General features: G+C 68.1%; 12 protein-coding genes. 8 read left to right on the plus strand and 4 right to left on the minus strand.

Annotation, left to right across the window (positions count from 1 at the left end; all coding sequences use genetic code 11):
- Positions 1–35: 35 nt before the first annotated feature.
- Together AC5P1C_RS34175 and AC5P1C_RS34180 are read right to left on the minus strand one after the other, a co-directional pair.
- A complete protein-coding gene (locus AC5P1C_RS34175; protein ID WP_493869859.1) occupies positions 36–254 on the minus strand; it encodes a helix-turn-helix domain-containing protein in 219 nt (72 codons plus the stop codon).
- 196 nt (positions 255–450) lie between these two features.
- A complete protein-coding gene (locus AC5P1C_RS34180) occupies positions 451–1,209 on the minus strand; it encodes an IclR family transcriptional regulator (RefSeq protein WP_493869860.1) in 759 nt (252 codons plus the stop codon).
- A 398-nt stretch (positions 1,210–1,607) separates the two neighbouring features.
- On the opposite strand from AC5P1C_RS34180, the gene AC5P1C_RS34185 reads away from it, so the two are divergent.
- The 8 genes from AC5P1C_RS34185 (at position 1,608) to AC5P1C_RS34220 (ending at position 10,520) form a co-directional block, all read left to right on the plus strand.
- Entirely contained in the window at positions 1,608–2,186 is a 579-nt protein-coding gene (locus AC5P1C_RS34185) for a VOC family protein (protein ID WP_493869861.1), read from the plus strand.
- Entirely contained in the window at positions 2,183–3,166 is a 984-nt protein-coding gene (locus tag AC5P1C_RS34190; protein WP_493869862.1) for a fumarylacetoacetate hydrolase family protein, read from the plus strand. Before AC5P1C_RS34185 ends, AC5P1C_RS34190 begins: the two co-directional genes overlap by 4 nt.
- Complete coding sequence (locus AC5P1C_RS34195) at positions 3,166–4,248, plus strand: alpha/beta hydrolase (RefSeq protein ID WP_493869863.1); 1,083 nt, start codon at positions 3,166–3,168, stop codon at positions 4,246–4,248. The genes AC5P1C_RS34190 and AC5P1C_RS34195 overlap by 1 nt, the downstream gene beginning before the upstream one ends.
- A gap of 54 nt (positions 4,249–4,302) precedes the next feature.
- Complete coding sequence (locus AC5P1C_RS34200) at positions 4,303–5,235, plus strand: NADP-dependent oxidoreductase (protein WP_493869864.1); 933 nt, start codon at positions 4,303–4,305, stop codon at positions 5,233–5,235.
- 99 nt (positions 5,236–5,334) lie between these two features.
- The gene (locus tag AC5P1C_RS34205; RefSeq protein ID WP_493869865.1) at positions 5,335–6,837 is read left to right on the plus strand and encodes a bifunctional 3-(3-hydroxy-phenyl)propionate/3-hydroxycinnamic acid hydroxylase; all 1,503 of its coding nucleotides are present in this window, start codon (positions 5,335–5,337) and stop codon (positions 6,835–6,837) included.
- A gap of 67 nt (positions 6,838–6,904) precedes the next feature.
- On the plus strand, positions 6,905–7,705 hold the full coding sequence (locus AC5P1C_RS34210) for an alpha/beta fold hydrolase (RefSeq protein ID WP_493869866.1): 801 nt from the start codon (positions 6,905–6,907) through the stop codon (positions 7,703–7,705).
- Between the two features lie 216 nt (positions 7,706–7,921).
- Positions 7,922–9,496 carry an MFS transporter gene (locus AC5P1C_RS34215; RefSeq protein WP_493869867.1) on the plus strand — a complete coding sequence of 525 codons (1,575 nt, stop codon included), beginning with the start codon at positions 7,922–7,924 and terminating at the stop codon, positions 9,494–9,496.
- 190 nt (positions 9,497–9,686) lie between these two features.
- Entirely contained in the window at positions 9,687–10,520 is an 834-nt protein-coding gene (locus tag AC5P1C_RS34220) for a hypothetical protein (protein ID WP_493869920.1), read from the plus strand.
- A 238-nt stretch (positions 10,521–10,758) separates the two neighbouring features.
- On the opposite strand, the gene AC5P1C_RS34225 is transcribed toward AC5P1C_RS34220, so the two are convergent.
- Together AC5P1C_RS34225 and AC5P1C_RS34230 are read right to left on the minus strand one after the other, a co-directional pair.
- Complete coding sequence (locus AC5P1C_RS34225; RefSeq protein ID WP_493869868.1) at positions 10,759–12,324, minus strand: alkaline phosphatase D family protein; 1,566 nt, start codon at positions 12,322–12,324, stop codon at positions 10,759–10,761.
- Positions 12,321–12,899 (minus strand): phosphoesterase, encoded by a 579-nt coding sequence (locus AC5P1C_RS34230; RefSeq protein WP_493869869.1) that lies wholly within the window; start codon positions 12,897–12,899, stop codon positions 12,321–12,323. The genes AC5P1C_RS34225 and AC5P1C_RS34230 overlap by 4 nt, the downstream gene beginning before the upstream one ends.
- Positions 12,900–13,336: the final 437 nt, after the last annotated feature.

Consider the following 13,336-nt stretch of genomic DNA (forward strand, 5'->3'; position numbering starts at 1 on the left):
GGCGCGGCGAGCGCGCGGCGAGGGCGTCGACGGTTTCACGGACCTAGCGGCACTACCAAGCCGATGTCGAACCTGGCGGCGAGCGGGGTGCAGGTGTCGCCGCAGCGTAGATGGGAGACGGCAAGGAGGGCCTGCCGCCCCGGCGTCAGGCGCCGCCAGCGGCTGCCGATCGGCTGTCGCTGGACGGCGAGTTGGCGGGCGAGGAAGCGTAAGGCCGAGCTGGGCAGGTCGATCGCTGACGGGTACACAATCACCGACGCTCCTGGTGTTGCGGTTGTTCTTGGCCGCTGACCCGCTGACCCGCTGACCCGCTGACCCGCCGAGCCGCCGAGCCGTCGACCCGCACCCGTCAGCCAGGAGCCTCGCCGACCCGTCTGCCAGGAGCCTCGCCACGTCCACCAGTCAGCCATCGAGCCTCACCCACCGCCAGGACGAGGGCTCAGTCCGCGCCTAACCGAGCCGTGCGCCGAGGTCGTTGGCGGCGGCGACGACAGCGCCGCTGAGGAGGGCGAGTTTGGCGTCCGCCCGCCTCGCCGGGCCGGATACGGACAGCGCACCGCAGGCCACGCCCTGCCGGTTCCGTACCGGGGCGGCCACCGCGCAGAGGTCCCATTCGCTTTCCTCCATGTTGGTGGCGTAGCCGGTCTCCCTCACCTTCTCGAGCTCGGCCTCGAGCGCCCGGCGTGTACTTACCGCGCGCTCGGTTCCGCCCCGCAGCCGCGCGCCCGGATAGCGGCGCCGCAACTCTTCGCTTGGCAGCTCGGCGAGCAGAGCTTTCCCTGCGGCAGACGCGTGCGCCGGGCCTCGCTGCCCGGTACGCAGCCCGGCACGGATCACCTGCTGGCTCTCCACACCTTCGATGAAGACGGTCTCGGTGCCTTCCAGTACGAGCAGATGTGCGGTCTCGGAGGTGTCTTCGACGAGCTTTTCCAGCAGGAGACGCGCTTCGTCGCGGAGGGAGACCGCCCCCATCACGGCGATCCCGAGCCTGGCCAGTGCGGGTCCGGGTCCGTAGCCCTTGGTCTGGGTGTCCTGGCGGAGCAGGTCGCGGGCCTGCAGGGTGGTCAGCATCCGATGAGCGGTCGACCTGGCCACCCCCAACTCGGCGGACACATCGGCGACTCGCAACGTCGGCCTGTCCACCAGCATCAGCAGGATCCGCGCCGCGTTGTCGATCGATTCCACCGGGTAGGCGGCCGAGACTGCCACAACCCCTCCATCTCGCCGTCGCTACGGCGGCTGTTCTGGTGATTGAACTGCATTTCGCCAGCCAGAATAGCCGCAGCTCCTCACGGCGTCTCGGCGTCTCGGTGTCCCGGCGCCTCGACGGATCTCGCGAATCAGTCCGCAGCCATGGTGGCGGTGCGTCACGCCGCCGGGGGGCGCCGGAGCCGCCTCCGAGCACTTCCGCGAGCGAACCGGGCCCCTCCAGTCGATCGGAGTCACCACCGGGGCCACCATTCACTGCCTGATGCGCCGCGCTCTCGTGTTCTGCTGAGCAGAGCATACGCCGTCGAGCAGAACACCACGCCATTGACGCTCCACCGGCGTCGAGCTACCGTGCAGAACATGATCTGCACCGCAGAACACTATCCAGGAGGAGTGGCGTGACGACCTCAACGCCGTCCGTCGCGGAACTCGGCCATGTGGGCCTGCGCTGTCATGACGTGAGTCGGCAGCTGGCGTTCTACACCGAAGTCCTCGGCCTGACGGTCACCGACCACGACGAACGGCTCGGCATCTGGTTCCTGTCCGCCCGGCCGGACACCGAACACCACGAACTGCTCCTGGCTGAGGGCCGGGACGCACCGATCGGAATCAAACTCATCCAGCAGGTGTCGTTCCGGTGTGCGCGCTTCGAGGACGTCCTCGGCTTCCATCGGCGTTTCCGGGAGCACGACGTCCGGCTCGACATGATCGTCTCGCATGGCAACGCCGTCGGCGTCTACTTCTACGATCCGGAGGGCAACCGGTGTGAGGTCTACTGGCGGACCGGGCTCGTGGCACGACAGCCCTTCGTCGAGCACATCGACATCGAGACCGACCCCGAGGAGCTTCTGGACGCCATCCGGGCTTCGGTCGAGCGCCACGGCGCGACGGGTTTCACCGAGGAGAGTTATCGCGCCTGGACGCGCGAACAAGTGGTGGCAGCCGATGGTGCCGCAGCCAAGGAGGTGAGGCAGTGAAGTTCGTTCGCTACGCGGACGGCACGTCCTCACGCGTCGGCGTGGTGGACGGTGACCTGGTCCGGGTCGTCGACGGTCCGGCGGATCTGCTGCCTCTCATCGAGGCCGGCGAGGCCGAGTTGCTCGCTGCCGGACGGACCGCGCTGCGGCGCGGCGCGACCGTGCCGCTTCCGGACGTCGTTCCCCTGTCGCCGATCGCGACGCCTCCGACCGTCCGCGATTTCTACGCCTTCGAACAGCATGTCCGGGCAGGCCGCGCCTGGCGGGGCCTTGAGATGGAACCGGACTGGTATGAGCTGCCGGTCTTCTACTTCTCCAACCCCTACGCCGTGCGAGGCTGCGGGCCGGTGCCGATGACGCCGGGTGCGGAGCGTTTCGACTTCGAGCTGGAGGTCGCCGCCGTGGTGGGGCAAGGCGGCCGCGGCCTGACCGCCAAGGACGCCGAACACGCGATCGCCGGTTACTGCGTGCTCAACGACTGGAGCGGCCGGGACGTTCAGCAGCGCGAGATGAAGCTGTCGATGGGGCCGGTGAAAGGCAAGGACACCGCGACGAGCCTCGGCCCGTACTTCGTGACCCCGGACGAGATCGCCGACTTCCGCGAGGGCAACGGACACCGTCTCGAAATGACCTGCACAGTCAATGGCGTGCCCTACTCCCGCGCCCTGTGGTCGGACATCCACTGGTCCTTCGGCGAGATGATCGCCTACGCCTCCCGCGGCGCCGAAGTGAGGCCCGGCGATGTGATCGGCTCCGGCACCTGCGGCACCGGCTGCATCCTGGAGCTGTCCCGCACTCACGACTCGACGAACTACCCCTGGTTGCAGCCGGGCGACGAGGTCGTCGCGGCGATCGAAGGTCTCGGCGAGTTGCGCAATACCGTCACCGAGGCGGCGCCGGTCATACCGTTGCGAACCCGGGGTGCGACGGGGCAGGAGGACGGAACACGACCGCGGTTCACCGACGGAGCCGTGCCCTGATGGACGCTCCCGTACCGGCGGAGGACCCTGCCAAGCTTCGGGCCGCGTTGCTGCGTGCCATGCCGATGTCCCGAATGCTCGACTACGGCATGGACCACGGGGACGCCGTCCACCTGGCCGATGCGCCCGTCTCGGAGTCGTGGCACGAGGTCGCGACTCGCCTGGCCGAGGCGCAGTTGACCCGCGCGGAGGCGGCCGCCGACCGCGGTGATGTCGAGACCGCGGTGGCGTGCCAACGCCGGGCAACGGCCTCGCTGATCTTCGCGCAGATGGCCTTCAACACCGACCACCCGACCAAACGCACGCTCTACGTCCGGCTCACCCGGGCCTACCAGGCCGCGGCCGAGCTCGACACCGAGTTGCGCGTGGAACGGCTGTCGATCCCGTTCCTGCACAGCCACTGCACCGCCTGGTTCGTGAGTCGCTCCGGCGCTCGCCCTGGCCCCACGGTGGTCATTGTCGGTGGGCAGAGCGGTTGGGGCCCGGCCTTTCACCAGCAGGCCGAAGCCCTGGCCCGGCGCGGGCTGTCCGCTGTCCTGCTCGAGGCACCGGGCCAGGGCGATACGCGCATGACCGGCGGACTCCACCTCGACGGTCACGTCGACGGAGCCTTCAGCGCTGCCCTCGACGTCGTGCGTGCCCGTACCGGCTACGACGGCCGGTACGGGGTGTGGGGGAACAGCTTCGGTGGCCTGCTCGCCGCCCGTGCCGCGGTGCACGACAGCCGTTTCGGCGCGTGTTGCGTCAACGGGGCCAACGCGAGGCCGGAGCCACTGCCGTTCCGGACCGCACGCGAACAATCGCGGGCGCTCCTGGGTGTCGACACCGACGACGAAGCCGCAGCCGTCTTCCGCACCCTGTGGTTCGACCCGGCGGTCGCGCGCACGAACGCCGCGATGCTCGTGCTGCACGGCGGCAACGACCCGCTGGTCAGTCTCGACCAGCAGAAGGTGTTCCTCGACCTGTCGGCGCATCCCACCCTGCGGGTTTGGGACGACGGCGACCACACCATGTACAACCACTCGGCCGAACGCACGGAGTTTGTCTGTGACTGGTTCCGTGCCCAGCTCGGCCGCGCGTGACCCAGGCGGCCACGCATCCGACTCCCGACAGCTGACAAGACCATTGAGGTGACCATGAAAGCCATTGCACTCCCACGTCACGGCGGCGCGGACGACCTGGAGCTGACGGAACAGCCGACACCGGCGGTCGCGCCCGGCGAGTTCCTTGTCCGGGTCAAGGCGGCCGGAGTGAACCCGGGCGACGAGAAGATCGCCATCGGCACCCTCGACGGCATCATGGTGACCCACTTCCCCCTCATCCCGGGCTTCGAGATGTCCGGCGTCGTCGAGGGTCGCGGTTTCGGCGCCACCGAGTTCGAGATCGGCGACGAGGTGATCGGATTCGTCGTCAAGGACTGGGCGCAGAACGGTACTTACGCCGAGCTGGTTTCAGCGCCGGCCCGCACGCTGGCCCGCAAGCCGGAGTCCTGGGACTGGCTGCATTCGGCCTGTCTGCCGCTGAACGGGCTGACGGCTTACCAGGCCATCAAACGCATCAGCATCGGCGAGAGCGACACCGTCGTGATCCACGGGGCCGCCGGTGGCGTCGGCACGCTCGCCGTGCAGATCGCCGTCACCCGGGGCGCACACGTCATCGGCACCGCCGGCGAGCGCAATCACGACTACCTGCGTGAACTCGGCGCCACACCGATCACCTACGGAGAAGGACTGGCCGACCGGGTGCGCGAGCTCGCGCCAGAGGGCGTCGACGCGGCGCTCGACTTCTACGGCGGGGACGCGGTGGCCGTCTCGCGGAAGGTCTTGAAGGATCCCGCGCGGATCGCCTCCGTGGCCGACATCACCGCTCCCGAACAGGGTGGCCAATTGGTGTGGGCACGCCCGAACGCCGAAGAGCTGACGGCGGTGGCCGCGCTCGCCGAGTCCGGGAAGTTGTCCGTCCCCCTGAACCGCTCCTTCCCGCTGGAGCAGGCCGCCGACGCCTGGCGGATGCTCCATGCGGACAGCCGCACACGCGGCCGGATCGTGCTGGACATCGACGCCACTTGAGGGGGTCTTACGGCACGTAAACGCTCCGGTGCAAACGAAGGGTTGGGACATATGAAGCTTGCCGATGAACCCCGCACATCCGCGACCACGCCGGATGCCGTGGACGCGGACGTCCTCATCATCGGGTACGGGCCGGTCGGTCAGACCCTGGCTGCTCTACTGGGTGCGTCGGGGCACCGCGTGCTGGTGTGCGAACGACGGGTCGGGCGCTACGAGACGCCACGGGCCGGACACTTCGATCACGAAATCATGCGCGTCTTTCAGTCGTTGGGCATCGCCGACGATGTACGGCGCATTGCCGAACCAGCTCGTGTGTATGAGTTCCTCGCTCCCGATGGAAGCGTGATTTCTCGTCTGCCAAGGGAATGGGCCGCTCCCTCCGGCTGGGACGCGTCGTACCACTTCTACCAACCGGAACTCGAGGATGTCCTGGACGCGGCAGTCCGCGGAGCATCCACTGTGGACGTGCGTTTCGGTGCGGAGCTGGTCGGCCTGCTCCAGGGGGCCGACCACGTGGAGGCGACGTTGGCGGACGGCGGCGTCGTCACCGCTCGCTATGTGGTCGGGGCAGACGGCGCCAACAGCGCGGTGCGCACACTCTGCGGCATTCCGACGAAGGACCTCGGTTTCCGGGGTGACTGGCTGGTCGTCGACGTCCGGCCCCGGCCTGGCGCCCCGACCCTGGACATCCCCGACACCGGCCAGGTGCTCGACCCCGCGAGGCCCAACCACATGGGCCGGGTCGCTCAGCGGTATTTCCGCTGGGAGTTCATGCTCGTCGAGGGCGACGATCCCACGGAGATGGTGAAGCCGGAACGCGTCTGGGAATTGCTCAAGCCCTGGATCGGACCACAGGAGGGAGAGGTGATCCGGCAGACGGTCTACCAGTTCCGATCCATCGTGGCCGATACGTTCCGCCACCGGTCGGTTCTGCTGGCCGGCGACGCCGCTCACGTCATGCCGCCATTCCTCGGACAGGGCATGAGCTCCGGTATCCGGGACGCCGCGACCCTCGGCTGGATGCTCGACCTCGTGCTGACGGGCGCCGCAGAACCGAAGCTGCTGGACCTGTACACGCCCTCGAGAAGGCCACAGGTCATCGACTACATCGAAGAGTCGGTGCGGGTCGGGACCGTCGTCTGTGAGACCGACCCCGTTCGTGCGGCGCAACGTCGTGAGGAGATGCGCTCGGCGACCGAGCTTCCGCCACCGTTCGAGCCGCCTGTCGGCGCAGGCTTCCGGGACGGGCAACCATTGGCCGGGCACTTGGCTGTGCAGCCCTTTCTGTGTACGAGCGGCGGGAAGACCGAGCGGTCCGACGACGTGCTTGGCCGCGGGTTCACCCTGTTCAGCTTGGTCGAACCGGACGCGGCGACGGCCGCGGCCGTCTCGGAACTCGAGCACGCGATGGGGCTGCGGTCCGTCGTGGTGGGCGCCGAGGGGGTCCAGGAAGAGGGCGAGGCGCTGCGTGACTGGCTCAAGGAGTCCGGCGTCGTGGCCGTACTGGTTCGCCCGGACTTCTACGTCTACGGCACTGCTGCTGGGCTCTCCGAGGTGGTGGATCTGCTCGCCTCACTTCGCGCAAGCCTGTCACTGGTGTAGCGGCGTGACACCCGCGAGCGCGGCGACCAACGGCAGCCCCTGATCACGTGACACACGGAGGAATCCCATGCCGAAGACGAACAACGGTATCCACTACGAGGAGCGGGGAAACGGGCCGGACTCGATCGTTCTGCTGCCCGGACTCGGGTGCTCACTCGAGTGCTGGTCCGAGGTGGCCCCCCTCCTCGACGACTATCGCCTCGTTCTCATGGACCTGCCGGGCCACGCGGGCTCCCTCCACGCGCCTGCCGACGGATCGAGCCTCGCCCCGATCGCCGAAACAGTGATCGACGCTTGTGATGAGCTCGGCCTCGAACGCTTCGCCCTCGTCGGTCTCTCCTTCGGTGGCGCGCTCAGCGTGCGGATCGCCCTCGACCGGCCCGGCCAGGTGTTCGCGGTGATGGCGCTCATGCCGTGGAACGCGGGAGGTACCGAGGCGGGCGATCCAGTCATCGAACGGTTCTCCAGGTCCTTCCGTGACGTCGAAGCCATCACGCAGGCCATCGGGGCCATCTCGCTGGAGCCGATCAAGACGACCGATGTCGTGCGCACGATGACGAGTGCTGTCACAGAGCAGTTCTGGCGCAGCTGGCTCGGAACCGGTGGCGGTGCTTACACGAGCATGTTCGAGGAGCTGTCCGGGATCGCCGTGCCGACGTGCTACGTCATCGGCGGCAGAGACACCATCGCCCCGCAGGGCAAGTTGATCGCCGACGTCCGTGCGATGCCCGGAGGCCGGCTGGTCTTCCTGTCGGACGCGGGACATCTCGCCCCTTACGAATCTCCCGAGCTCGTCGCCCGGGAGATTCGCGAGTTCGTCGGCCGCTACGCGAACACGCCGTCGCCGGTCGCTCGCTTGAGGGCATGAAATTCGCTCAGTCGCAACTCTCCGGAAGTCATAAAGTTCTTCAAAGCGCAAATCTGCTAGAGGGCACAGAATTGTTCAGTCCGCAAATATGGCAGAGGGCATATAGCCCGTTGAATCGCAACAGTATTGATCAGGGAATCTAAGCTTGACGGCGTCGTGGAGTTTGCTTATGGTCCAGTCGTTCAAGTTCCCGCTGGTCGATATCTGAAGGTGTTCATGACCGCTTCTCCAACGTTGCCCAAGTCCAGGCAGCGGTTGATTCTTGCCATTCTTATGCTCTGCTCGCTGCTGATTTGGCTGGACAATACCGTCCTGAGTACGACGCTCGAGACCCTTGCGGACCCGGCCCATGGACTGGGGGCCAATCCCGGGCAGCTGCAATGGGCGACCGGTGCGTACACCTTGGCCTTCGCCACTTTGATGTTCACTGCGGGCGCATTGGGTGATCGGTTCGGTCACCGGACTGTGTTCTCCGGTGGGTTGGTGATCTTCGCCGGGTCCTCGCTGTGGGCGGCGTACGCAAGCGATGCGAGCCAGCTGATCGCGGCTCGAGCCGTGATGGGGGTGGGCAGCGCACTGATCACGCCCGCCATGATGGCCATCCTCATGTGGACTTTTACCGGCCCCGCGCGGGCTGCCGCGATCGGTATCTTCTCGACGTCGGCCGGCGTCGGAATGGCTGCCGGTCCTGTGCTGGCGGGGTTCCTGCTCGATCATTTCTGGTGGGGCTCGGTCTTTCTGATCAATGTCCCGGTCGCGCTATTGGCGTTGGTCGGGCTCGCCGTGCTGGTTCCGAATTTCCGCAGCCCCACTCTGCGACCACTGGACCCCGCTGGGATGGTGCTGTCCATCAGTGGGCTCATGGCGTTGGCCTACGGGCTGATCCGGGCGGGGCAGGTGGCGGTGTGGAGTCGTGTCGACGTCTGGGCGCCGATCGTTGTCGGTCTGGTTCTGCTGGCCGTCTTCGTCCTCGTTGAACTGCGCGTAAAAGTGCCCAGCTTTGATCCGCGACTGTTCGCGCACCGCACATTCGGCGGCGGCAATGTGGCGCTCGGATTGCTGCTCTTCGGTGTGGCCGCCATCACCTTCTATAACGCGTTTTACCTGCAAGGCGCGCTCGGGTATTCACCGATGAAGGCGGGTTTGGCCAATGTCCCGACCGCATTCGGCGCGCTCGTGGGGGCGCCCCTTGCCTCGCGCCTGGTTCGCCGCCTGCCGCTGCGTCGTGTCACCGTGCCGGCGTTGACCGTGGCTGCGCTGACCATGGGCGGGTACGGGTTCCTCGGACTCCACACTCCACTCGTCTGGATCGAGATCCTGTTGCTGATCCAGGGTCTCTCGATCGGCATGGTGATCGGCCCCGTTACGGCCGCATTGATCAGCGACCTGCCGTTGGAACAGGCCGGTGCGGGATCGGCCGTCACCAACACCGTGCGACAAACCGGCAGCGTGATCGGAATCGCGGTAGGCGGCACGATCATGTCGATCACGTACCGACGTGCGATCGAACCGTCGCTGCAGGCTGCACCCGGTCCGGTGCAGGATCAGGCGCGAGTCTCCGCCGAACAGGCCCGCCACGTCGCCGCCACGATCCACCGGCCCGCTCTAGCTCAGGCTGCTGACAATGCGTTTGTCCACGCCATGCACGTCGGCGCGGCCTGGATCGCGGCCATCGCGCTCCTCGGAGCAGTGGTGCTGCTGATTACCTTGCCTGCTGCCGGAAAGAAGACCGGGAGGCAGAAGGGTCCGACACCGGAGCCGGACTACGAAGAGGCACGCAGCTCCGTCTGAGAGTGGGATGGCCGCGATCCAGGCTCACTCACCCCGCCCGCTCTTCGCTCCGCACCCGGCCGACCAGACGGTCGACTCCAGCGCTCAGGTACGGCGATTGTGCCTGAGCGCTGTATCTGGCTCGGCCGGCCAGACGCCTGCTCAGTAACCGGTGGTGCCGGTCCGCCGCGTCCCGTACGGTCTGTCCGTGATGATCACGTTCGGCGAGCCGCGCAGGCTGGGCGTCCCGGACCCCGACGCGCGGTTGCGCTTCGAGGCGGAGCAGCGGGATACCGGGGGCGGGCCGGGGCGCAGGCTGCTCGTGGTCGACGGAGAGCCTGCCTTTGAACTCAGCTTCTGGTGCGGCACATGCCCGTTCCTGTTCCGCCGGTTGGAGACCGCCCGGCAGACGTTGTCGCTGGAGAGTGTGCAGGAGCGGCTCAGGGGCCCGTTGACCGACCCGGACGACGACGGTGTGATCGATGCGTTCGGTGCGTTGCTGCCGCAGGGCGAGTACCTTCCGGTGCTGCTCGGCGTGGAGCCCCGGCTGATCGTCCCCGGCCAGGAAGGCGACTACTTCAGCAGCGAGCAGGTGGCCACGTGGGGGCTCGACCAGTTCTGGGGCCTCCCGGAGTCCCCGCACACGCCGTACTACCGGACCTTCGAGACCGCGGTCGACGCTTCCGGGCACCTCTATGAGTTCGTCGTGCCCATGGTTCCCCCGACGTGGAACGCCAGGGAACGAGTGCGGGAATACGTCGAACTCATGGGCCAGGGAACGGTTCCGACGGCGGTGGCGGTGTCAACGCTGGACGTGTGCGAACGCGCGTCCGGCTTCCCGGTCGACCACTACCGGCACTGGGGCCTGACGCATTTCCTCCTCGACGGCCACCACAAACTGGAGGCCGCAGCCATGGCCGACCGGCCGGTGCGGCTCCTGTCGCTCCTGGCGCTGGGGGAGGGCCTGGTTGAGTCTGAAGACTGTGCCCGGCTGCCTGCCCTGCGCACTCAACTCCGCTCGACTCGTCGAGCGGCCGGTTCCTGAACCCTTGCCGGAGAGCACCGTTTGACGTACTCGATTTTCGCCGGGCTCTCGTCTGTCTGCTGGTCGCCGTGCTGCCAACCGCTCAACCGCTTGCCTCGTAGGAGGAGTTGGCCACAGCATAGGCGGGCAACGATCCGCGCGGTCCACTCCCAGCTGTGGCCCGCAGTCGCCCGCTCGACTGGTCGGCACCTGGATGTGCCCCGGCCTCCCGGGCCGGGACACATCCAGGTGCCAGGTGTCAGTCCCTGCGGTACTGCGCGGGCGACCCCTTGGTGTCTTCGTCCTCGTAGGACCCGGCCTTGCCCCGGTCCACATGGAACGTCGTCAGCGTGCTGATGGGGGATTGCGGGTCGCGGCGGTCGCCGATGACCCGCATGTGCGCGCTGAAGCGCTCCGGCGTCACCTCGTACACGTCGTAGCCGTACCGGTTGCCCTCGAAGTACTTCAGGTGCGGATTGGCCTTGCCCATCAGGGGGCCGTTGGCCGCGTTCCAGTCCGCGGAGTACGCACCGGATGTCACCGAGTGTGCGGTGAACTCCGTTCCCACCAACGGGGATTCCGGTTCGTCGAAGTCCGTGCGGATGTCGTCGACGAACGCCGAGTGCCAGTCACCGGTGATGACGACCAGGTCCTCCAGACCGCTGTCGTGCACGTGCCCGAGGACCTCCTTGCGCTCGGCGAGGAAGCCGTCCCACTGGTCGGTGAACATGTACGAGCCGCCAGGGCGGCCCCTCAGCTGGCTCAGCATGATCGAGTTGGCCCATATGTGCCAGGCGTCGGGGGCACGGTCGACGGTCTTCTTCAGCCACGCCTTCTGCTCGGTGCCCAGGATCGTGCCGTCAGGCAGGTTCTGCGCCGAGCGGTACGAGCGCAGGTCGAGGACGGCGAGCTCCAGCAGGTCGCCCCAGCGCCGCACCCGGTGGATCTCCGGGTCGGGCAGCGCGGACCCGCCGAAGGAGTCGCGGTGCGGCATGTGCTCGAACCACGCCTGGTAGGCGGCAGCGCGGCGCCGCATGAACGGGGCGCCGCCGCCGGTGCCGCTGTAGTCATTGACGACCTCGTGGTCGTCCCAGGTCAGGAACCACGGGTGGGCGGCGTGCGCCTCACGCAGCGACTTGTCGCCCTTGTAGAGGGCGTGCCGCTTGCGGTAGTCGGCGAGCGTGAGGATCTCCGGGCCGTCGTGGTCCCGCACATGCGTCTCGGGTACGCCGCCGACCTGGCCGTGCTCGTAGATGTAGTCGCCGAGGTGGACGACGAAGTCGACCTTCTCACGGGCGATGCCGCGGTGCGCTGCGTAGAAACCGTCGTGGAACGCCTGGCAGTTGGCGGCCGCGAAGGTGACCTTGGAGACGCGGCCGCTGGGCGCAGTCTTCGTACGCCCGACGCGGCTGGTCCTTCCGAGTGCCTTGAAGGCATACCAGTAGTGCCGGCCCGGAGCGAGGCCGCTCACCGGGACGTGCACGCTGTGGCCGAGCGTCGCCGACGCGGGTGCCGTGCCGCGGGCGACGACGCGGCGTAGCCGGGCGTCCTCGGCGACAATCCACTCGACCTCGACGACCTCGGGAAGCCTCTGCTCGGCGGCGAGCGGTTCGGGCGCGAGTCTGGTCCACAACACCACGGAGTGCGGCTGCGGATCACCGGAGGCGACGCCGAGCGTGAAGGGTGCGGGGTCGTAGTCGGCACCCAGGTTCTCGGCGGCCTCACGGGCCTGCGCCGGGGTGAGGCCCGGGGCGAGCGGCCAGGCGAGGCTGAGCCCGCCGACGGCCGCGGCGGACTTGAGCAGGTCACGGCGGTTGACGGTCATCGGCGGCCTCCGGTGGCGCTGAGGGTGAGGGAAAGGGCGTCCGCGTAGCCGTCGTTGGAGGTGCCGCTGCCGCTGCGCGTGAAGACGAGCAGGAGCCGCGCCGAGCGGGCGGTGGGCGGCACGGCGGCCTCGGCCGTGCGCTCCAGTAGTCCGGTCTTGCTCTGCCGGTCTGCTGCGCCGACGGGGCCGAGGACGCTGAGGGCGACCGGGGTGCCCTTGGCGTCGCGGAACTCCACGGAGAGGCGCGCGCCGTCCTCCTGTCCGGCGAAGCCGCCGAGCCAGCCGGCCAGCGTGTAGCGGACCTTGCCCGCGTCGATGGCGCGGCGTCCGGTCGGACCGCTCCTGGGCAGGGCGATGTCCTGCATCAGCGTGGTGCGGGGGCTGTCGCCGCCCGAGAAGAAGCGACTGCCACGGCGGGCGGGGCCGGGGTCCGACGTGGTCGGGTAGCCGCCGCCGAGGCTGTAGGCGATGAGTGCCGGGGCTCCCTGGGTGACGTTCCAGCCGCGGACTTTCGAGACGGGGTCGGCGGTGCCGCCGGACCCGCTCTCCGCATCGCCGTTGACGACGAGATTCACGCGCGCCTCCTGTGATCGGTGAGTTGAGCGCGGTCAGCCCACCAGCCCCGCATGAATCAGGAGAAGCATTCTGGCGAATTCTGTTACCGCCGCACATCGCTGTCCATGTCCGCATGTCGACGCTCAGCAGCTCGCGCGTGCTCCCAATCTCGTTCCTGGCGCTCAGCTCAGCCCATTCGCTGAGCCCTACGATGCCCCGGCCCCGACGTGCGGCTTCGGACAAGACGTGGTCCCACCTGCGTACGTCGTCGCCCATGGCTGCCCAAGCCCGGAGCCGCTGGCCCTACGCGGCCTTGTTGTGGTGCGCGCGCCCGCCCCGCCACTTCACCAGCGCGGCTGAAAGGTGAAGTAGACGGGCCGAGTCACTGCCACGCTCGGTCACCCTGGGCCCTGCCCTGGGTGAAAGCTCGTGGACGACTGCCCGGTTCGGCTCGTCC

The sequence above is a fragment of the Streptomyces sp. A18 genome, from assembly GCF_059026065.1.

Bases quoted from the DNA above. Each gene is read 5' to 3' on its own strand.
- AC5P1C_RS34195 (WP_493869863.1), top strand. From the start codon at position 3,166: ATGGACGCTCCCGTACCGGCGGAGGACCCTGCCAAGCTTCGGGCCGCG.
- AC5P1C_RS34200 (WP_493869864.1), top strand. From the start codon at position 4,303: ATGAAAGCCATTGCACTCCCACGTCACGGCGGCGCGGACGACCTGGAG.
- AC5P1C_RS34210 (WP_493869866.1), top strand. From the start codon at position 6,905: ATGCCGAAGACGAACAACGGTATCCACTACGAGGAGCGGGGAAACGGG.
- AC5P1C_RS34215 (WP_493869867.1), top strand. From the start codon at position 7,922: ATGACCGCTTCTCCAACGTTGCCCAAGTCCAGGCAGCGGTTGATTCTT.
- AC5P1C_RS34220 (WP_493869920.1), top strand. From the start codon at position 9,687: ATGATCACGTTCGGCGAGCCGCGCAGGCTGGGCGTCCCGGACCCCGAC.
- AC5P1C_RS34225 (WP_493869868.1), bottom strand. From the start codon at position 12,324: ATGACCGTCAACCGCCGTGACCTGCTCAAGTCCGCCGCGGCCGTCGGC.